General features: G+C 71.8%; 23 protein-coding genes and 1 tRNA gene. 16 read left to right on the top strand and 8 right to left on the bottom strand.

Annotation, left to right across the window (positions count from 1 at the left end):
* Window positions 1-141 precede the first annotated feature (141 nt).
* On the top strand, window positions 142-1,227 hold the full coding sequence (locus LL648_RS03445) for an ABC transporter ATP-binding protein (RefSeq protein WP_232660880.1): 1,086 nt from the start codon (window positions 142-144) through the stop codon (window positions 1,225-1,227).
* A gap of 37 nt (window positions 1,228-1,264) precedes the next feature.
* On the opposite strand, the gene LL648_RS03440 is transcribed toward LL648_RS03445, so the two are convergent.
* The gene (locus tag LL648_RS03440; RefSeq protein ID WP_232660879.1) at window positions 1,265-2,281 is read right to left on the bottom strand and encodes a GNAT family N-acetyltransferase; all 1,017 of its coding nucleotides are present in this window, start codon (window positions 2,279-2,281) and stop codon (window positions 1,265-1,267) included.
* Between the two features lie 124 nt (window positions 2,282-2,405).
* Here LL648_RS03440 and LL648_RS03435 point away from each other — a divergent pair, with 124 nt between their 5' ends.
* Window positions 2,406-2,828: an organic hydroperoxide resistance protein gene (locus tag LL648_RS03435; RefSeq protein WP_232660878.1), complete on the top strand. Its 423-nt coding sequence runs from the start codon at window positions 2,406-2,408 to the stop codon at window positions 2,826-2,828.
* An 80-nt stretch (window positions 2,829-2,908) separates the two neighbouring features.
* Here the strand turns inward: LL648_RS03435 and LL648_RS03430 are convergent, their stop codons facing one another.
* Together LL648_RS03430 and LL648_RS03425 are read right to left on the bottom strand one after the other, a co-directional pair.
* On the bottom strand, window positions 2,909-3,121 hold the full coding sequence (locus LL648_RS03430; RefSeq protein WP_232660877.1) for a hypothetical protein: 213 nt from the start codon (window positions 3,119-3,121) through the stop codon (window positions 2,909-2,911).
* A 55-nt stretch (window positions 3,122-3,176) separates the two neighbouring features.
* Window positions 3,177-5,018 carry a S9 family peptidase gene (locus LL648_RS03425; RefSeq protein ID WP_232660876.1) on the bottom strand — a complete coding sequence of 614 codons (1,842 nt, stop codon included), beginning with the start codon at window positions 5,016-5,018 and terminating at the stop codon, window positions 3,177-3,179.
* 53 nt (window positions 5,019-5,071) lie between these two features.
* On the opposite strand from LL648_RS03425, the gene LL648_RS03420 reads away from it, so the two are divergent.
* From LL648_RS03420 to LL648_RS03400, 5 genes are all read left to right on the top strand, one after another.
* A complete protein-coding gene (locus LL648_RS03420) occupies window positions 5,072-5,431 on the top strand; it encodes a hypothetical protein (RefSeq protein ID WP_232660875.1) in 360 nt (119 codons plus the stop codon).
* Between the two features lie 95 nt (window positions 5,432-5,526).
* Window positions 5,527-6,351, top strand: coding sequence for a hypothetical protein (locus LL648_RS03415; protein WP_232660874.1), 825 nt, complete (start codon window positions 5,527-5,529; stop codon window positions 6,349-6,351).
* The gene (locus tag LL648_RS03410) at window positions 6,351-7,532 is read left to right on the top strand and encodes a hypothetical protein (protein ID WP_232660873.1); all 1,182 of its coding nucleotides are present in this window, start codon (window positions 6,351-6,353) and stop codon (window positions 7,530-7,532) included. The genes LL648_RS03415 and LL648_RS03410 overlap by 1 nt, the downstream gene beginning before the upstream one ends.
* Window positions 7,533-7,600: 68 nt before the next feature.
* Complete coding sequence (locus tag LL648_RS03405) at window positions 7,601-8,404, top strand: sulfite exporter TauE/SafE family protein (protein WP_232660872.1); 804 nt, start codon at window positions 7,601-7,603, stop codon at window positions 8,402-8,404.
* A gap of 17 nt (window positions 8,405-8,421) precedes the next feature.
* Complete coding sequence (locus LL648_RS03400; RefSeq protein WP_232660871.1) at window positions 8,422-8,760, top strand: YnfA family protein; 339 nt, start codon at window positions 8,422-8,424, stop codon at window positions 8,758-8,760.
* Here LL648_RS03400 and LL648_RS03395 read toward each other — a convergent pair.
* Window positions 8,750-9,652: a cation diffusion facilitator family transporter gene (locus tag LL648_RS03395; RefSeq protein ID WP_232660870.1), complete on the bottom strand. Its 903-nt coding sequence runs from the start codon at window positions 9,650-9,652 to the stop codon at window positions 8,750-8,752. The genes LL648_RS03400 and LL648_RS03395 overlap by 11 nt on opposite strands.
* Window positions 9,653-9,741: 89 nt before the next feature.
* Between LL648_RS03395 and LL648_RS03390 the strand changes: the two genes are divergently transcribed.
* The gene (locus LL648_RS03390) at window positions 9,742-10,173 is read left to right on the top strand and encodes a DUF1707 SHOCT-like domain-containing protein (protein WP_232660869.1); all 432 of its coding nucleotides are present in this window, start codon (window positions 9,742-9,744) and stop codon (window positions 10,171-10,173) included.
* 11 nt (window positions 10,174-10,184) lie between these two features.
* On the opposite strand, the gene LL648_RS03385 is transcribed toward LL648_RS03390, so the two are convergent.
* Window positions 10,185-10,544, bottom strand: a complete 360-nt coding sequence (locus tag LL648_RS03385; RefSeq protein ID WP_232660868.1) for a VOC family protein — start codon at window positions 10,542-10,544, stop codon at window positions 10,185-10,187.
* Window positions 10,545-10,580: 36 nt separating this feature from the next.
* Between LL648_RS03385 and LL648_RS03380 the strand changes: the two genes are divergently transcribed.
* Entirely contained in the window at window positions 10,581-11,390 is an 810-nt protein-coding gene (locus tag LL648_RS03380) for a PaaI family thioesterase (RefSeq protein WP_232660867.1), read from the top strand.
* 167 nt (window positions 11,391-11,557) lie between these two features.
* Window positions 11,558-12,346: an SAM-dependent methyltransferase gene (locus tag LL648_RS03375; RefSeq protein ID WP_232660866.1), complete on the top strand. Its 789-nt coding sequence runs from the start codon at window positions 11,558-11,560 to the stop codon at window positions 12,344-12,346.
* A gap of 18 nt (window positions 12,347-12,364) precedes the next feature.
* Here LL648_RS03375 and LL648_RS03370 read toward each other — a convergent pair whose 3' ends face one another.
* Complete coding sequence (locus LL648_RS03370) at window positions 12,365-13,390, bottom strand: sigma-70 family RNA polymerase sigma factor (protein WP_232660865.1); 1,026 nt, start codon at window positions 13,388-13,390, stop codon at window positions 12,365-12,367.
* A gap of 67 nt (window positions 13,391-13,457) precedes the next feature.
* Here LL648_RS03370 and LL648_RS03365 point away from each other — a divergent pair, with 67 nt between their 5' ends.
* From LL648_RS03365 to LL648_RS44965, 5 genes are all read left to right on the top strand, one after another.
* Window positions 13,458-14,072 carry a TetR/AcrR family transcriptional regulator gene (locus LL648_RS03365; protein ID WP_232660864.1) on the top strand — a complete coding sequence of 205 codons (615 nt, stop codon included), beginning with the start codon at window positions 13,458-13,460 and terminating at the stop codon, window positions 14,070-14,072.
* Window positions 14,069-15,256: a serine hydrolase domain-containing protein gene (locus LL648_RS03360; protein ID WP_232660863.1), complete on the top strand. Its 1,188-nt coding sequence runs from the start codon at window positions 14,069-14,071 to the stop codon at window positions 15,254-15,256. Before LL648_RS03365 ends, LL648_RS03360 begins: the two co-directional genes overlap by 4 nt.
* Window positions 15,256-15,471 (top strand): helix-turn-helix domain-containing protein, encoded by a 216-nt coding sequence (locus LL648_RS03355; RefSeq protein ID WP_232660862.1) that lies wholly within the window; start codon window positions 15,256-15,258, stop codon window positions 15,469-15,471. The genes LL648_RS03360 and LL648_RS03355 overlap by 1 nt, the downstream gene beginning before the upstream one ends.
* A gap of 52 nt (window positions 15,472-15,523) precedes the next feature.
* Window positions 15,524-16,003 carry a hypothetical protein gene (locus LL648_RS03350; protein WP_232660861.1) on the top strand — a complete coding sequence of 160 codons (480 nt, stop codon included), beginning with the start codon at window positions 15,524-15,526 and terminating at the stop codon, window positions 16,001-16,003.
* Between the two features lie 220 nt (window positions 16,004-16,223).
* A complete protein-coding gene (locus LL648_RS44965) occupies window positions 16,224-16,448 on the top strand; it encodes a DUF6355 family natural product biosynthesis protein (RefSeq protein WP_232660860.1) in 225 nt (74 codons plus the stop codon).
* A 241-nt stretch (window positions 16,449-16,689) separates the two neighbouring features.
* Here the strand turns inward: LL648_RS44965 and LL648_RS03340 are convergent.
* Together LL648_RS03340 and LL648_RS03335 are read right to left on the bottom strand one after the other, a co-directional pair.
* Window positions 16,690-16,766: transfer RNA gene (locus LL648_RS03340), tRNA-Pro, on the bottom strand.
* A 33-nt stretch (window positions 16,767-16,799) separates the two neighbouring features.
* On the bottom strand, window positions 16,800-17,741 hold the full coding sequence (locus tag LL648_RS03335) for a metallophosphoesterase (protein WP_232660859.1): 942 nt from the start codon (window positions 17,739-17,741) through the stop codon (window positions 16,800-16,802).
* 76 nt (window positions 17,742-17,817) lie between these two features.
* Here LL648_RS03335 and LL648_RS03330 point away from each other — a divergent pair, with 76 nt between their 5' ends.
* Window positions 17,818-18,285: a GatB/YqeY domain-containing protein gene (locus tag LL648_RS03330; RefSeq protein WP_232660858.1), complete on the top strand. Its 468-nt coding sequence runs from the start codon at window positions 17,818-17,820 to the stop codon at window positions 18,283-18,285.
* Window positions 18,286-18,288: the final 3 nt, after the last annotated feature.

Raw genomic sequence — 18,288 nt, 5'->3', positions numbered from 1 at the left:
GATGCCGTAACACTGACCAGTAGTAACTCAGGTCTCACGGACGGTAGTGGGGCTGGATCTCGCCGCACGGACGTGACAGGCTGCGACCGCCCTCACACTCGGATCGTCCGGCACGTTCCTGCCGGTGGGAAGGAATCAGTCATGGCTGCAGTCACTTATGACGGCGCGAGCCGGATCTACCCCGGCTCCACGAAGCCCGCTGTCGACGCACTCGACCTGGAGATCGCCGACGGGGAGTTCCTCGTTCTGGTCGGCCCGTCGGGTTGCGGCAAGTCCACCTCCCTGCGGATGCTCGCGGGACTCGAGGACATCGACAAGGGCTCGATCTTCATCGGCGGCCGTGACGTCACGCGGGTCCCTCCGAAGGACCGCGACATCGCGATGGTCTTCCAGAACTACGCGCTCTACCCGCACATGACGGTCGCCGAGAACATGGGCTTCGCGCTCAAGATCGCCGGCAAGCCGAAGTCGGAGATCGCGGAGCGGGTCAAGGAAGCCGCGAAGATCCTTGACCTCGAGGACTACCTCGACCGCCGTCCGAAGGCCCTCTCCGGTGGCCAGCGGCAGCGTGTCGCGATGGGCCGCGCGATCGTCCGCCAGCCGCAGGTGTTCTGCATGGACGAGCCGCTGTCCAACCTCGACGCCAAGCTCCGCGTCTCCACCCGCACGCAGATCGCGTCGCTGCAGCGCAGGCTGGGCATCACCACCGTTTACGTCACGCACGACCAGGTCGAGGCCATGACCATGGGTGACCGCGTCGCGGTGCTCAAGGACGGGCTGCTCCAGCAGGTCGACACGCCGCGCGCGATGTACGACAAGCCGGCCAACGTCTTCGTCGCCGGGTTCATCGGCTCGCCCGCGATGAACCTGCTGCCGGTCGACGTCGACGGCGACATCCTGCACTTCGGCGGCGCCGAGGTGCGCGTGCCGCGGTCCGCGGTCGACAAGGTCGGGGCCACCCGCTCGGTCACGGTCGGGGTGCGTCCCGAGGACATGGAGCTCGTCGAGAGCGGCGCGGGCCTGCCCACCGAGGTCGAGGTCGTCGAGGAGCTCGGCGCCGACGCCTACGTCTACGGCAGCACCGAGGTCGGCGGCGAGCGCCGGGCCGTGATCGCGCGGGTCGACGGCCGCACCCCGCCCGACAAGGGCGCCGTGCTGCACCTCGCCCCGCGCAGCGGCGGCCTGCACCTATTCGCGGGTGACACCGGGCTGCGCATCGACGCCTGATCCGATCTGGATCTGATTCACCCCTGAGGGCGCGTCACTACCGTGTGTGGTGGCGCGCCCTCAGGTGTACCTCGTCGCCGACCAGCTCCGCCGAGGGGCGCAGCCCGGCCCTGCGGAGCAGGCGCGTCACCCCGACGTCGGCCGGACGGGCGACACCGACCAGCTGCGTGACACCCTCCGCCGCGCCGATGTCGACGAGCCTGCGCAGCAGTGCCGTGCCCAGCCCCCTGCCCTGCCACGCGTCCTCCACGAGCGCGCAGATCCGGGCGGCGCCCGGGGTGTGCGGCTCGAGGTTGGCCAGCCCGACGGCGCTGCCCCCGTCGGTGGTGACGGCCAGCAGTGCGTGCCCGTGCGGTGATCCGAGCAGCATGGCCAGCTCCGCAGCCGGGAGCTGCGGCGCCGGAGCGAGGAAGCGGGCCCGTCGCACCTCCGGTGAGCAGCGGGCGTGCAAGGCCGCGACCAGCGGCCCGTCGCCGGGCGCCACGTGGCGCAGCCGCACCTCGGAGCCGTCGCGCAACACCATCACCCGGTCGTCCGCTCCCGGCCGGTGGTTGCCGCGCAGCTCCAGCTGACCGGCCAGCTCCAGCAGCGCGGCGGCCCTGGAGAGCTCGGTGGCGGTGAATGGCCACGCCCGGCCGATCTGGAGCTGGTGCGCGCCGATCCGCGTGACGTAGGCGTCGTCCGTCGTGCCTCCCGGGGATGCCTCGGGGTCGACGAGCCGGGCGCGCAACATCGTCGCAACGGCTCGCGGTGCGCTCCCGGGATCGGCCGCGACCATGCGCGCGAGTGCGAGGGCTGTCGTCGCGGGATCGGACAGCTCGGTGGCGTCGGCGCGCACGAGCAACGTGCACGGGATGCCGGCCTGCCGCACGGCGTCGACGAGTGTGCCGGCCTCGATCCCCGCTGGCACCTTGACCAGCAGCTCGTCGGTCACGGAGCCGTCGTCGGCGGGCTCGCCGACGACGTGCAGGGAGATGATGTTGCACCCCGCCGTGCCGACCGCGGTCGCCAGCTCGCCGAGCCGGCCGGGCCGATCCTCGAGCTCGACATGCATTCGCCACAGGGTCACCGCCCCATGGTCGCCATGGTGTGTTTCGCCACTGCTACCGATACGTGTCAGTAGGGAGTCGTAGAGTTATGTTGTACACAACATAACGACGTGAAGGAGAGCAGCTCCGATGGTGAACGCGGTCTACACGGCAGAGGCCACCTCGTCCGGCGACGGGCGCAACGGCAAGGTCCGCTCGTCCGACGGCCTCATCGACCAGGACGTCAAGATGCCGCCCGCGCTCGGCGGACCCGGCGGCGGCACCAACCCCGAGGAGCTGTTCGCCGCCGCGTACGCGACCTGTTTCCACAGCGCGCTCCGGCTGGTCGCCCGGACCAAGAAGGTCGCGGTGCCCGCCGAGACGACCGTGACGGCCGCGATCGGCATCGGCCCCGACGGCAGCAGCTTCGCAGTCAACGCCGTGCTGACCGCGCACCTGCCCGGCCTCGACCAGTCGACGGCCCAGGAGCTCGTCGAGGGCGCCCACCAGGTCTGCCCCTACTCGAAGGCTACCCGCGGCAACATCGACGTGGACCTCAAGGTCACCGTCTGACCCAAATCCCCCCACCGTTTTGCCAACCTGCACACCCGAAAAGGCGTGCAAGTTGGCAAAACGGTGGGGAAGTTCGGGTGTCAGACGGGTTCGCCCTTGCGGCACACGCGGGTCGTGTTGACGACGCATCCGTTGCAGAGCGTCCTCGCGTCCACGTTCCGGCAGTACCTGTCGTACCTGACGGTGTCGACGCAGTAGCAGAACTCCCACCAGCCGATGACCGCTCCGGCGGAGGTGTTCGGGGCGATCCGGTCGACGAGGGCGTCGGCGATCCTCGCCATGGTCCTGCGCATGCGGCACTCCTCGGATTCGTGCGGGCGAAACCCGAAGCATATTCGGTAAGTCGGTTTATCCAAGGGTGCGGCGGGCGAAGTCGATCTCCGTGGCCACGTGCTTGATCGTCTCTTCGACGACCAGGCTGCCGTGGCCCGCATCGAAGCGGCTCACCTCGTACCGGACGTCGCCGCGTGCGGCGAGCGCGTCGAGGTAGTTGTCGATCTGCTGGATCGGGCAGCGTGGGTCGTTCTCCCCGGCCAGCACCAGCACGGGCGCGCGCACCTCGCCGACGTACGTCAGCGGCGACGCCGTCCGGTAGGCCTCCGGCCGTTCCTCCGGCGACCCGCCGAAGAGCGCACGGTCGAACGCCCGCAGCTGCTCCATCTCGTCGGCGTACGCGGTGAGGTAGTCGGCGACGGGCACGCCGGCCAGCCCGGCGGCCCACCGCTCCGGCTGGGTCCCGACTGCGAGCAGCGCGAGGTACCCGCCCCACGACCAGCCCTCGACGACACAACGGGCCGGGTCGGCGATGCCGTCCGCGACGCACCGGTCGAGCACCGCGGCGACGTCCTCCAGCTCGGTGGTGCCCGGCCGGCCCTCGATCGCGTCGCGCCACGCCGAGCCGTAGCCCGTCGAGCCACGGTAGTTGATCTCGACCACGACGAACCCGGCGTCCACCCACGCCGCGCGCATCGCGCTGAAGCGGTCCTCGTCGGCGTGGTGCGGCCCGCCGTGCAGGCTGACCACCGTCGGCGCCGGCAGCTGGACGTCCGGCGGCCGCGCGACCAGCGCGTGCACCCGCCCGCCCGGCCCGTCCACCCAGAGGTCCTCGACGGGAACCGAGCCCGGCGCGCGCTCGCCCGGCGGTGTCAGGAGCACGCGGTCGGTGCCGTCCGGGTGCAGCGCGCGCACCGTCGTCGGCTCGGCCGCCGACGAGCAGGTGTACTCGACCGTCCCGTCCGGGCGCACGTCGGCCGAACCGACACAGCCGGGCGCGACGGGCAGCTCGCTCAGCTCGCCGCTCGCCAGTTCATAGCGGTACAGCCGGGTCCGTGCCGCGTACGTGTGCCAAACCAGCAGGAACGTGGCGTCCGGCGAGAACTCGGCGGCCAGCTCGCCCGGCAGGTCGAGCGTCAGCTCCGTCTCGGTGTCGGTGAGGACGTCCCAGATCAGCAGCTCCTCCCGCCCGCGCCGCTCGTGCAGGAGCAGCAGGCGTCCGTCGCCGGCAACGGGAGCGAACGCCAGCGGTGTGAGGCCCTTGCCCTCGCCGTCGGACTTGTCCGCGACGGTCGAGCCGTCCGCGACCCGCAGCACCCGCACCGCGGGGTGGCGCGAGTCGCCGTGCTCGGAATGGCCGATCGCGAGCAGCGTCTCGTCCTCCGAGAGCGCCCCGACGCCGGCGTCCTCCGCGTGCGCGTAGATCACCTCCGCGGGCCCGTCGCCGCGGCGCAGCCAGATCTTGGTGCCGGCGTCGGTCGACGTGCCGGCTGCGACGATGCTGCGGCCGATCTCCAGCCCGGCCGGGTAGCCGTCCTCGACGCCCTCGATCGCGGGGGCCGCGGCGGTGCCGGCCGGGAGCCCGCCGTACGGCTCGCTGACCCAATGCCCGAACTCGTCGCCGTCGGTGTCGGCGAACCACCAGAGCGTCTCGCCGTCGGGCGGCAGCGCGACCGAGTGCGTGCCGCTCTTGCGCTCGGTGACCTTCCGGTGCAGGTCCGTGGCCCGGTCCCACACGTAGATCTCGGTCGTGCCGCTCGCGTTGGACGTGTACGCGCACCGGTCCGGCGCGTCCTTCGCCCAGCCGGGCCGGGACATCCGGATGGCCGTGAAACGGGCCCGCCACCGCTGCTCGCGCTCGCTGTCGTCGAAGAGCCGCTCGGGAACCGGGGCGGTCGGATGGGGGTGATCGGTCACGGAATCCGATACTGCCGTATTCGCGGGGCAGGGCGGTGGCGGAGGATCATGTCATGCGCGCCCGGCTCGTCCTCCTGCTGATCATGGCGGTGGTGCTCGGCGCCTGCGGCGGCCCGGCCGCACCGCGGGCGGCGACCACCGCGCCCGGCGGGGTGCAGCGCATCGAGCTGACCTTCCGCGCGGGCGCGGTGACCGGCGGGGTGACGCGGTACGCGGTGCCGCTCGGGTCGACCGTCGACCTGGTGGTGGGCAGCGATGTCGCCGACGAGGTGCACCTGCACGGGTACGACCGCAGCAGCTTCGTCACGGCCGGCGCCACCACGACCCTGCGGTTCGTCGCCGACCTGCCCGGCGTCTTCGACGTCGAGCTGGAGCAGCGCCGGATCCCACTGACGCAGGTGCAAGTCTCGTGACCCCCGAACTTCCCCACCGTTTTGTGCACTTGCGCGCCAAAACGGCGCGCATCCACCCAAAACGGTGGGGAAGTTTGGTGTTCGTGGTGGCGTTGGTGGCGCTTCTCGTGCCGGCCGGGGCAACACCTGCGTGGGCGCACGCCGGCGGCCTTTCGTCGACCGCGAGCGAGGCCCGGGTGCTGGCGGTGGAGCCCGCCGTACCGGGGCTGACGGTCGAGGCCGTCGAGTTCGGTGCGCGGCTGCGCCTGCTCAACGGGACGGCGGCACCGGTTGCCGTCGACCAGCGGGTCGTCCCGCCGGGAGCGCAGCTGATCTGGAGCGAGCCGCGGGTGGCTGCCGCCGCTGCCGACCGTCCGCCGGCCGGTCGAGCGGAATGGACGGTCCCGCTGGACGTCGACGGTCGGCAGGTGCTCGTCCGCGGGGAGCAGTTCTGGCCGCCCGCACCACCGGCATGGCTCTGGATCGGGATCGCGATCGTGCTCGTCATCGGGATCGGGGCGGCCGGTGCCGCCGGCGGCTCGCGGCCGTGGGGCCGTGCGCTGCTCGCCGCGGCCACCCTCGTCGTCGTGCTGGCGCACCTCCTGCACGTGCTGGGCAGCGCGGGGGTGCCGGCCGACCAGCCCTACCTCGTGATGGTGCTGAGCGCCGCCGGGTTCGCGCTGCTCGGCTGGCCGCTCGGGATCACCGGCGCCGTCCTCACGCTCCGACGCAACCCGGCCGGGCCGCTCCTGTGCGTCGCCGCCGGCGCGCTCTTCGCGATCGTGATCGCGCCCGTGGACGCGTTCACGCTGGTCGACGCCGTGGTCCCGTTCTCGTGGGGTGCCGACCTCGACCGCGCGCTCGTCGTGCTGACGCTCGGCGCCGGCCTCGGGTCCGTCGTGGCCGGCATGGCGGCGTTGCGCCAGGCGGGCCGCCGCTGATGGTCCTCGCGCACGGCATCGGGGGCGTCGACGGTCTCCCGCTCGACGGTGAGCTGGTGCTGCAGGCCGGCGGCGCCGTAGTGCTGGTGTCGTTCGTGGCCGTCGCGCTGCTGTGGAAGCAGCCGCGCTTCGCCGTGACGCCGCGGCCGTGGAACGAGCCCGGCTGGTTCGCCGTGCCGCGAGCGATCGTGCTGGTGGTGACCACCGCCGTGATCGTCGTCGGCTTCGTGGGCCCGCAGGATCCGGACGCCAACCCGGCGCCGCGAGCGTTGTACGTGCTGTTCTGGGTCGGCATCGTGCCGGTGTCGCTGCTGTTCGGGCCGGTCTGGCGGGCGCTGAACCCCCTCCGGCTGCTGCACCGCGTGCTCGCCGCGGCGTTGCGCCTGCCCCGCGAAGGGAGCCGGTCACCCGACGGTCTCGGCCACTGGCCCGCCGCGGCAGGCATGCTGGCGTTCGTCTGGCTCGAGCTGGTCGCGCCCGCGGGCGAGCGGCCGGCCGTGGTCGCCGGATTCGTCACCGGGTACGCCGTCGCGCACACGGTCGCGGCGTCGGTGTTCGGCGAGCGCTGGTTCGACCGGGCCGACTCGTTCGAGGCGTACTCGACGTTGACGGGCACGCTCGCCCCGCTCGGGCCCGGCGGCTTCCGCAACCCGTTCCGCGTGCTGGCCGCGGTGGAGCCGGCGCCGGGGCTGGTCGCCTTCCTCGCGGTGTGGTGGGGCTCCACCGTGTTCGACGGGCTGACCGGTTGGGTCGGGTGGGCGAGCGTCCGCACCCCGCTGCTCGACACGGCCGTCCTGCTACTGCTGGTCGCGCTCGTCGCGGGCCTCTACGTCGCCGCGACGCGGGAGCTGGCAGGGCCGCTCGCGACGACGCTCGTGCCGATCGCCGTCGGGTACACACTGGCGCACTACTTCACGTTGTTGCTGGTCGAGGGCCCGCGGGGGATCACACAGCTGGTCGGCGGCGAGCTGGGGCCGATCACAGCCGTGCCGGCGCCGGTGCTCGTGGCGAGCGTGCAGATAGGTGCGGTGCTCGCCGGGCACATCGTTGCGGTGGTCGCCGCGCACGACCGGAGCGTCGCACTGCTGCCGGAGCACCGCAGGCTCGCCGACCAGGTGCCGCTGGTGCTCCTGATGGTTGTGTACACGATGGCGGGGCTGTTCCTGCTGGTGATCTCGTGACGCAGAACTCACGCGTGCCCGCTCACAGTCACCCTGCAGAACTCCTCTGATAGGCGCATGGTTGACCGATGACCGTCGTCGACGCCGTGCTGATCGCTGTCGTGGGCGTGGCCGCCGGGACGATCAACGCCGTTGTCGGCTCGGGCTCCCTCATCACCTTCCCGACGCTGCTGGCGCTCGGCTACCCGCCCGTGGTCGCGAACATCTCCAACAACATCGGGCTCGTCTCCGGCGGCCTGGCCGGGACCTGGGGCTACCGCTCCCACCTCAGCGACCAGAAGCGCAGGCTCGTCACGATGGCGATCATGTCGGCGATCGGCGGCGCTTCCGGAGCGCTGCTGCTGCTCGCGCTGCCGGCATCGGCGTTCGCCACCGTCGTGCCGGTGCTGATCGCGATCGCGTTGGTGCTGGTGGTGGCGCAGCCGGTGATCCAGCGGACGCTGGCCGCCCGCCGCCGCACCGCCGTGCACGCGGGCGGCCCATCGCCCCTCGAAGCGGACGAGCGGGAGCCCGGCAAGGCGGCCATCGGCGCGTCCATGGCTGCCGCCGGGATCGCGGGCGTCTACGGCGGCTACTTCGGTGGAGCGCAGGGGATCCTGCTGGTCGGCATGCTCGGGCTGGTGCTGCCGGAGACGCTACAGCGCCTGAACGCGCTGAAGAACGGCCTCACGACCTGCGTGAACGCTGTCGCGGCCGTGGTGTTCGTCGTGGTGGCTCCGTGGCAGGTCGACTGGATGGTCGTGCTGCTGCTCGCCGCGGGCTCGACGGTCGGCGGGCTGCTCGGCGCCCGCGTGGGCAAGCGGCTCTCCCCGACGCTGCTGCGCGCCATGATCGTGGTCGTCGGCGTCGTCGCGATCATCAGCCTGCTCTGATCGCGCACACTGGGCGCATGACGGTCCTGCGCTCGGTGCTGCTCTTCGTGCTGGCCGCGCTCGCCGAGATCGGCGGTGCGTGGCTCGTGTGGCAGGGCGTCCGGGAACACCGCGGCCTGCTCTGGATCGGCGCCGGGGTGGTCGCGCTCGGGATCTACGGGTTCGTCGCGACGCTGCAGCCCGACGCCAACTTCGGCCGGATCCTCGCCGCGTACGGCGGCATCTTCGTCGCGGGCTCGCTGGCGTGGGGGGTCGTCGTCGACGGCTTCCGGCCCGACCGTTACGACTACATCGGCACGGCGCTGTGCCTCGTCGGAGTCGCCGTGATCATGTACGCGCCGCGCGTCACCAGCTGAGCGCGACGCACCCCGGGCGGGCCGCCGGCGGCTCCACCTGCACCGTGAAGTGCGGCAACCCGTGCGCGTCGGCCAGCCCGCGCGCCGCGGTGAGGACGGCGGCGGGGTCACAGCCCTCGTCGACGGCGATGTGCGCCGACCCGACCTCCATGCCCGAGGTGAGCGTCCAGACGTGCACGTCGTGGACGTCCCGCACCCCGCCGATCCCCGCGAGGTCGCTGCGCACGGCGTCGACGTCGATGTGGTCGGGCGCCGCCTGCACGAGGATCCGCAGCGCCTGCCGCGCCAGCGACCACGTGCGCGGCAGCACGAACAGCCCGATCGCGACGGCGACGGCGATGTCGACGTAGCGCCAGCCGGTCAGCATGATCACGACACCGCCGAGCAGCACGCCGACCGATCCGACGGTGTCGGCGACGACCTCGAGGTAGGCGCCGCGGACGTTGATGCTCTCCTTCGCGCCGCTGCGCAGGATCGCGAAGACGACGAGGTTCGCGACGAGCCCGGCGGCCGCCGTGAGCAGCAGCGGGAGGCCGGGCACCGCCGGGGGGTCGGCCAGTCGGTGGAACGCCTCGTACAGCACCCAGCCGGCGACCCCGAAGAGCAGCACGGCGTTCGCCAGCGCGGCCAGCACCTCGGTGCGGTAGAGGCCGAACGTCCGGCGGTCGGTGCGGCGCGCGCGGCGGGCCGCGGTGATCGCGGCCAGCGCCATGGCGACGCCCAGCACGTCGGTGAGCATGTGCGCGGCGTCGGAGAGCAGCGACAGCGATCCCGTCGCGACCCCGACGACCACCTCGAGCACCAGGAAGACCACCAGCACGCCGAGCGAGACGGCGAGGCCTCGGGTGTGACGTCCTGATGCGCTGGTGGTGTGTCCGTGTCCGGCTCCCATGCCTGCAACATATAGCGACATGCGCATATATGCAATCAATGTCCGATCCGTTACCCGGCCGATCACCCGAGCGTGCGATCATCGCGGCTGTGAACGAGCCGGTCCGCCCAGAGGACATGCGGGTTTCCGACATCGAACGCACGCGGGTGCAGGACCGGCTGCGCCGGGCCCACGACGTGGGGCAGCTCGACCTCACGGAGTTCGACGAGCGGGTGAAGGCGATCTGGGCGGCGAAGACGCGCGGTGACCTCGAACTGGCCACCGCCGACCTACCGCTCCCGCCGCCCGAGCCGAAGAAGGGCGAGCGTCGGCCCGTCTTCTCCGACACCGGCGGCGGCGTCGCGATGCGGGTGCTCACGATCATCTGGGCGAGCCTGCTCGTCGCGAACGTGACGATCTGGGGCATCCTCGCGCTCGCCGGCATCGTCGTGCACCCGTGGCCGGCGTACCTGATCGCGCCGGGCGCGGTGCTGGCCGTGCTCTACGCGTCGGGCATCGGGCGCCCCCCGCGGGATTCCTAGGCCCTGTCCGATCAGCTCGGCTGCAGGAACTCCAGCCGGTTGCCGAAGGCGTCGACGGCGTAGAAACGGCGGTGTCCCGGGAATCCGTCGTCCCACTGCGGGGTCGTGCCGGCGGCGGTGAGCCGAGCGGCGAGGCCGTCGATGTCGGTGACCAGGATGCCCGGGTGTGCCTTGCGGGCAGGGCGGAAATCCGGCTCGACGCCCAGGTGCAGCTCCACCCCGCCGGCCCGGAACCACACCCCGCCGCGGGCGGCGAGCGCGGGCGGCTTGGCGATCTCGGTCATCCCGAGCGCGTCGACGTAGAAGGCGCGGGCGGCCGCTTCCGCACCGCCGGGCATGGCCAGCTGTGTGTGGTGCAAGTGATCGAACACGCCTCGGAATCCTGCCACCCGCCGTACTGTCGGCGCATGACGTCCCAACTGGAACGGCTGCGTGCCTTGGCGCAAGGCGACACCCCGTTCGCCCCGGTCGGCGGCACGTTCGGGGCGCAGCTGCATGAGGTCGAGCGCGGGCGGGTCGCCACCGGCACCGCCGTGCTGCGGCCCGCCGCGAACTTCGCGGCCGCGCTCGTGCTCGCCGACATGACGCTCAGCATGGCCGCGGCGACGGTCCTGTCGGCCGAGCAGCAGATCCACACGCTGACCATGCGCGCGCACTGGGCCGGCGGCACCGTTCCCGCTGCGCCGACGGCGCTCGCCGGGACCGGCCGGCTCGTGCACATCGATGCCGACAACGCGCTCAGCACGTGCGAGGTCCACGCGGACGACGGCGAGCTCGTTGGCACCTTCACCTGCAGGTGTGCGGTGTTGCCGCTGGTCGGCGAGCGGCGTCGGGGTGCCGCCGGCGCAGCGGGCGGCGCAGCGGGCGGCGACATGCTCGACGCGATGGCGCTCGCCGACCTCGGTCCGGACGGCGTGCGGGCGGTGGCGGCGCCGGCCTTGAGCAACTCCGTCGGGCTCGTGCAGGGCGGGGTGCTCGCGGCGATCGTCGCGGCCGCCCTGGAGAGCGCGATCGTCGCCGCGCGCCCGCGCCTCGCCGGCGCCCCGCCGGACCTCGACCTCACCTACGTCCGCGCGGTTCCGGCCGACGGCACGACGATCACCGCCCACGCCGAGGTCCTGCATGCCGGCTCCAGGTTCGCGACCGCCCGCGCCGAGCTGCGCGATGCGGCGGGTCGGCCCGCGGTGTTCGCATCGAGCGCGCGCTGGGCCGGCTAATCCCTGTCCGCGGCAATCCCGGCGCGTTAACCTCGAACCGCTGCGCCGGACGTCGTCCGGCGACGACATGGAGGAAGCCATGGCTGCCCGGTCACCGCACCGGGCCACCGCACACCGTTCCCGCTGAGGGCGGTGCGTTCATGGTGCCCCGGTGACACCCGTTTCTGGTGAACACCTTCTTGGGAGCAACTCCATTGATCGAGCACGTCGAGTCCGATTGGTTCACGGACTTCTTCACCGAACTGCCCAACGAGTTCTGGCGGCGAGCCGTGCCTCCGGAAGCCACCGAAGCCGAGATCGCGTACGTCGAGCGCCATCTCGAACCGGAGCCCGGTTCGAGGTTCCTCGACGTCCCGTGCGGGAGCGGCCGGCACACCTTGGCGCTGGCCAGGCGCGGACATCGCGTTTCCGGTGTCGACATCTCCGACGAGGCCCTCGGTCATACGAGGCGCGCCGCGGCTGCCGAGGGATTGGAGATCAACCTGACCGTCGGCGACATGCGGACGTTGCCGCATGACGGCAGCTTCGACGCCGCGCTGTGCATGGGCAACAGCTTCGGCTACTTCGAGGCCGCGGGCGCCCGCGCGTTCGTCGAGGCACTGGCCGGCGCCGTCCGTCCCGGCGGCGGGCTGGTGATCGACTTCGGGGTGGTCGCCGAGTCGATACTGCCCGGCTACGCCGACGGCGTGCGGCGCGTGATGGAGACCGGCGACATCTCCGTCGAGGCGACCAACACCTACGACGCCGCGCGGAGCCGGATCAACACGACCTACCGGTTCACCCGCGGGGCGGATCAGGTCGACCGGACGGCCGTCTACCACGTCAGGACGTGCGGCGACGTCGTCCGTGGCCTGGAGGCCGCCGGGTTCACCGTGCAAGGCCTGCACGGAGGCGCCGACGACAAGCCGTTCGAGGTCGGCGACAGCCGGCTGCTGATCACCGCGTTGCGGCGGTAGCGGAACTCCCCGGGGCGCTCAGTCGGGCGTCTCGGGGAGCCCGAACGCGTCGAAGTGCTCGCTGCCGAGGAACGACGTGACCTCGACGATCCGGTCGTCCCGGATCGTCAGCACGTCGATGCCGTGCCGCAGGAAGGGGCCACCCGTCTCCTTGCGCAGGTAGCAGGCCAGCGCGGGCTGGCCGTTTGCCGTGACCTCGATGTGCTGCCAGTCGCCGCAATCGGCCATCGGGACGGCACGGGCCCACCCGACGACCGCCTCCCGGCCGGCGTACCAGTCGGCGAGCGGCGGCATCGACCAGGTGACGTCCTCCGTCAGCAGCTGGACCAGCGCGTCGGCGTCGCCGTTCTGCAGCGCGGCCGCGTAGCCGGTGACGATCTCGCGGAGCCGGGTGTCGTCGATCTCGCGGAGGGTCTGCTGCTGGCTGCGGGCCGGCACCCGCTCCGCGACGAGCCGCCGCGCTCGTTGCAGGGCGCTGTTGATCGACGTCGTCGAGGTGTCCATGATCGCGGCGATCTCGGCCGCCGAGAAGCCGAGCACCTCGAACAGCAGTAGCGCTGCGCGCTGGTTCCCGGGGAGGTGCTGCAGCGCCGCGACGAACGCGACCTCGACGGCCTCCCGCTGCTCGTAATGCGCTTCGGGCGCGGCCGGGCCGTCGGCGAGGCCGCCGTCGGCGTACGGCCCGAGCCACGCGACGTCGTTCAGCGGCGCGCGGTTCAGCACCGGCCGGTCGCTCGACGGGCCGAGGTCGACGGGCAGCTCGCGCCGACCGCGGCGCTCGGCCGAGTCGAGGCACGCCCGGGTGGCCACCGTGTACAGCCACGAGCGCAGAGTACTGCGGGCCTCGAATCCGGCCAGCCCGCGCCAGGCCCGCACGAGGGCGTCCTGCAGCGCGTCCTCGGCGTCGTGCGACGAGCCGAGCATGCGATAGCAGTGCGCGTGCAGCTCGCGGCGCAGCGGCTCGACGAGCCGGTCGAACGCCGCGTTGTCGCCGCTACGCGCCTTGTTCAGGTCGTCGACGCCGCGGGTGACTGTTTCGCTCACGCCTTCGAGTCTGCCTCACCGGGACGTCAGTTTCCGCGTCGGTTGACAGGTGAGCTAATTTTTGGTCGTGCAACCTAACCCTGGGTCGGGTGAGCTGACGTTCACCGAAGCCGCGCGGCGGAAGCAGATCGTGACGGCGGCGATCAGCACCATCGCGGCGCTCGGCTACGCGCGGGCGTCGTTCGCGCAGATCGCCAAGCGGGCGGGGCTGAGCAGCCCGGGGCTGATCTCGTACCACTTCGCCGGGAAGGACGACCTGATCGGGCAGGTCGTCGCCGACATCTACGCGACCGGCGGGGCGGTCGTCCGCCCGTTCGGCGAGAACGCCGCGTCGGCCGCGGAGACGCTCCGGGCCTACATCGAGGGCAGCATCGCGTTCTACGACACGCACCGCGACCACATGCGGGCACTCGTGCAGATCCTGCTCGGCCATCCGGAGGCCCGTCTCCGCTGGTTCGACGCGCCCAACGCCGCCGAGCTCGCCGGGATCGAGGAGCTGCTGGCCCGTGGGCAGCGCGACGGCGAGTTCCGCGACTTCCCGCCGCAGACCGTCGCGGTGATCATCCGGCAGCTGCTCTCCGGGGCGCTGCAGCACATGTTGGAGAAGCCGGATCTGGATCTGGCCGGGTACACGCGCGAGCTGGTCGCGATGTGTGAGCACGCAGTGGAGGCGCAGTCATGACAGTCCCCGAGGTCGAGGGGTCGACCGCACCGGCGTTCGCCGCGGTCCGCGAGGCGTTCGAGTCGAACCTGGCCGGTGGCGCCGAGATCGGCGCGGCGCTCAGCGTCTACCTGCACGGGGAGAAGGTCGTCGACCTGTGGGGCGGCGTCGCCGATCCTGAGCACGCGCGGCCGTGGCAGCGCAACACGTTGCAGGCCGTCTACTCGACGACCAAGGGCGCGACCTCCGCCTGCGCGCTGCTGCTCGTCCAGCGGGGTGAGCTCGACCTCGACGCTCCTGTGAGCGACTACTGGCCGGAGTTCGCCCAGCAGGGCAAGGGGGCCATCCCGGTCAGGTGGCTGCTCAGCCATCGGGCCGGCCTGCCGGTGCTCGACCGCCCCGTTCCGCTCGCCGACGCGCTGGCCTGGGACCCGATGACGGAGGCGCTCGCCGCGCAGCGGCCGTCGTGGGAGCCGGGGACCGAGCACGGCTACCACGCGCTCACGTATGGCTGGCTCGTCGGTGAGGTCGTGCGACGGGTGACGGGCAGCAGCCTGGGCACATTCTTCCGGAAGGAGATCGCCGAGCCGCTCGGGCTGGACTTCTGGATCGGCCTGCCCGCTTCCGAGCACCATCGGGTCAGCCGGATCGTCGAGCCACGACCCGACCCGGACGCGTCCGCCGCGATGGACCTCGACGCCCTGCCCGAAGAGCTCCGGGACATCCTCGGCGCCTTCACCGACCCGACGTCGTTGACCTCGCGCGCCTACACCTGCGTCGAGCCGCGCATGGACCACAACAGCCCGGACGTGCTCTCCGCCGAGATCCCCGCCACGAACGGCGTGTGCACCGCGGAGGCGCTGGCCAGGTTCTACGCGGCGCTGCTAGGTGAGGTCGACGGCCACCGCCTCCTCGGGCCCGACGCCCTCGCGCCGGCGACCACCGAACAGGCCGCCGGGAAGGACCGCATCCTGCGCATCCCCGTCCGGTGGAGCGCCGGGTTCGCGCTGGCGACCCCGCAGTCGCCGTGGCTGCCGCCGGGCATGTTCGGCTTCTCGGGCCTCGGCGGCTCGCTCGGGTTCGCCGACCCCGAGACCGGGATCGCGTTCGGCTACGTCATGAACCGGCTCGGCGACGGCATGACGCCCGACCCGCGGGCCGCCGGCCTCGTCACGGCCACGATGAACGCCGTGAAGGCGAACTGATGTCGCCGAACGTCGGGCCGACCGACCAGCAGGATGCGGAGGACCTCGCCCTGGTGCTCCGCGAGGCACGGGAGAGGCAGGGTGTCTCCGCGGCCGAGCTCGCCCGCAGAACCGGCGTGACCCCCTCGGACGTGCTCGATTTCGAAGCCGCGCGAGTCGTCCCGGCCAGGCCCCCGTTCGCTCTATACATGCGAGCGCTCGGATTCAGCGCCTGACCGCGGTTCTCGGCCGTCAGGAATGTCGGTACCCGCTGACACGATCGTGGTCATGGGGGACACCGGTTCGCACGAGTTCGACTTCATCTTCGGCCAGTTCCACGTCCACCACCGGAAGCTGCGCGACAACACCGACCCGGCCTGCACGGAGTGGGTGGAGTTCGAGGGCGGCAGCAAGGCGTTCCCGGTGTTGGGCGAGCTCGGCCACGTGCACATCCTCGACGCGCCCGCACCGCCCGACGGCGAACCGTTCGAGGGGCTCACGTTGCGGCTCTACGACCCCGCCACGGGCACGTGGGGGATCTGGTGGAGCTCCACCCGCGCGCCCGGCCGGCTCGACCCGCCGATGACGGGCCGGTTCACCGGCCGCCACGGCGTGTTCCACGGCTCCGACGTGATCGGCGGCAACCCGGTCGACCTGCGATTCGAATGGCACGCCGATCCCGAGAACCCGCGCTGGGAGCAGTCGTTCTCGTGGGACGGCGGGCAGAGCTGGCGCTTGAACTGGGTGATGAGCTTCAGCCGCCGCTGAGTGCCGAAGTGGTTGCCCGCCCATCCGTCAACCGATAGTCTCCATCGGTCAGAGCTGGTACCAAATATGTCAGAATTGTAGAGGTGGGCGACGTATGCGCTTTTCGGGATCAGTGCTCCGTGCTGGTGTCGCTGTGGCCACTGTAGCCGGCCTCGCGATCGCAACGCCCGTCGCTCACGCTTCTCCCGATGTGTCGGCGTCCGGACCAGCGGGAGTAGGCGTGGCCGAGGCGCCGACGGGCAAGCAATGCGGTGCCTACCGCCACTACTACAACCAGTCCGGGAACTCGCACCTGCGCTATTGGCATTGCGGCAACAGCAAGGTCAAGGTCGAGGTCGACATGCGTTACGCCGCAAATCAGTTCTATTGTGTTTTCGAGGGGGAAGACGCGTTCCTCGCGAATTGGCCGGAAGCTGACAACGCGTGGTACGTCGGGGGCTGTTGACCGGTCCCGACCCACGAGTGCCAGAGCTCGGCGTACGCCCCGCCGCGCTCCAGCAGCTCGGCGTGCGAAGGTTGTCGCTCAGCGAGCCGATGAAGTCGTGCGACTCCTGCAGGGGCGGATCAGGGGCCAGGATCGGGGGCCGTTTCTCAAGATCGTCTCCGAGATTTCTCCCAGAACGGCCCAGGAGACAACTCAGGGCCGGTCCGCTGATCCGCGGTACCGGCCCTGAGCTGGAGATTTGTGGTCGGGGTGACAGGATTTGAACCTGCGACCTCTTCGTCCCGAACGAAGCACGCTACCAAACTGCGCCACACCCCGGTGGCCCCTCGAACCAGCGGGCCGGTGATGAGTCTAGCTGACGTCCGCGGCGGCCCGCTCGGGGGTTACGCGTGCCGCGGCGGTGCCGGTGGGCCGCGGCACGAGGGTCAGCAGGCTGGCCTCCGGGGGGCACGCGAAACGCACGGGGGCGAACGGGGACGTCCCGAGGCCGGCCGAGACGTGCAGCCAGGTGTGCGCGCCCCAGCGCGACGCGCCGCGGGCGCGGGACCGGTCCAAGCCGCAGTTCGTGACCAGTGCGCCGTAGCCGGGAACCCGCAGCTGGCCGCCGTGGGTGTGGCCGGCCATCACCAGGTCGTAGGAGTCGCGGGCGAACGAGTCGAGCACGCGGGGCTCCGGGGAGTGGGTGAGACCGAGGCGCAGGCCCGGCGCGCCCTCCGGCTTGCCGGAGACGCGGTGGTAGCGGTCGAGGCCCAGGTGCGGGTCGTCCACGCCGGCTGTGGCGATCGTCACGCCGTTCACGTCCAGCGTGGCGCGCGTGTGCGTGGCGTCGATCCACCCGCGCTCGACGAACGCGGCGCGCAGGTCGTGCCACGGCAGCGGCTCGCCGTGCGACCGGCGCGCGCTGCCGACGAGATAACGAGCGGGGTTCTTCGGCTTGGGGCCGAAGTAGTCGTTGCTGCCGAAGACGAACACGCCGGGGCGGTCGAGCAGGCCGCCGAGCGCGGCGACGACCGACGGCACGGCGCGCGGGTGCGCCAGGTTGTCGCCGGTGTTGACGACGAGGTCGGGCTGCAAGGTGTCGAGCGCGGCAACCCAACGCTGCTTGCTGCGCTGGCCGGTCGTCAGGTGCAGATCGGAGACGTGCAGCACCTTCAACGGCCGCGAACCCTTCGCCAGCACCGGGATGGTGGCTGTCCGCAGCGTCCACCGTCGGCGTTCGACCCCCGCCGCGTAGGCAACTGTGGCCGCCCCCGTGGTGGTCGCGCCGAGCGCGAGCCGAGCCCAGTTGTTCACCCCTCCACGGTACGTCGGGCGGCGGAGCGGCTAACTGCGAGGTCAGCGACATCACGGTGCGCTAGCGTCTCGTGACGTGAGTGCTCTCAAAGACCAGCTGCGCGCCGACCTGACCACCGCCATGAAGGCCCGCGATGAGCTGGTTAAGGCGACCCTGCGGATGACGCTGACCGCGATCGGCAACGCCGAGGTCGCGGGCACCAAGGCGCGCGAGCTCAGCGACAACGAGGTGCTCGGCGTCATCGCCTACGAGAAGAAGAAGCGCGCCGACTCCGCGGAGGCGTTCGACTCGGCCGGGCGCGACGAGCTGGCAGCGCGCGAGCGCGCCGAGAGCGACATCCTCTCCCGCTACCTGCCCGTCCCGCTGACCGACGACGAGCTGCTCGAAACCGCGCGCGCCGCCATCGACGAGGCCACGTCCGAACTCGGCGAGCGGCCCGGCCCGCGGCAGATGGGCGTGGTGATCAAGAAGGTCAGTGCCACGGTCGGGACCCGCGCCGAAGGGCGCCGGATCGCGGCCGCGGTCAAATCGCTGCTGGTCTGACCT

It is taken from the genome of Pseudonocardia sp. TRM90224 (genome assembly GCF_021245725.1).
GTDB lineage: Bacteria > Actinomycetota > Actinomycetes > Mycobacteriales > Pseudonocardiaceae > Pseudonocardia.
Note: the sequence above shows the minus strand (reverse complement) of the source record. Positions and strands in the feature narration are given on the sequence as shown.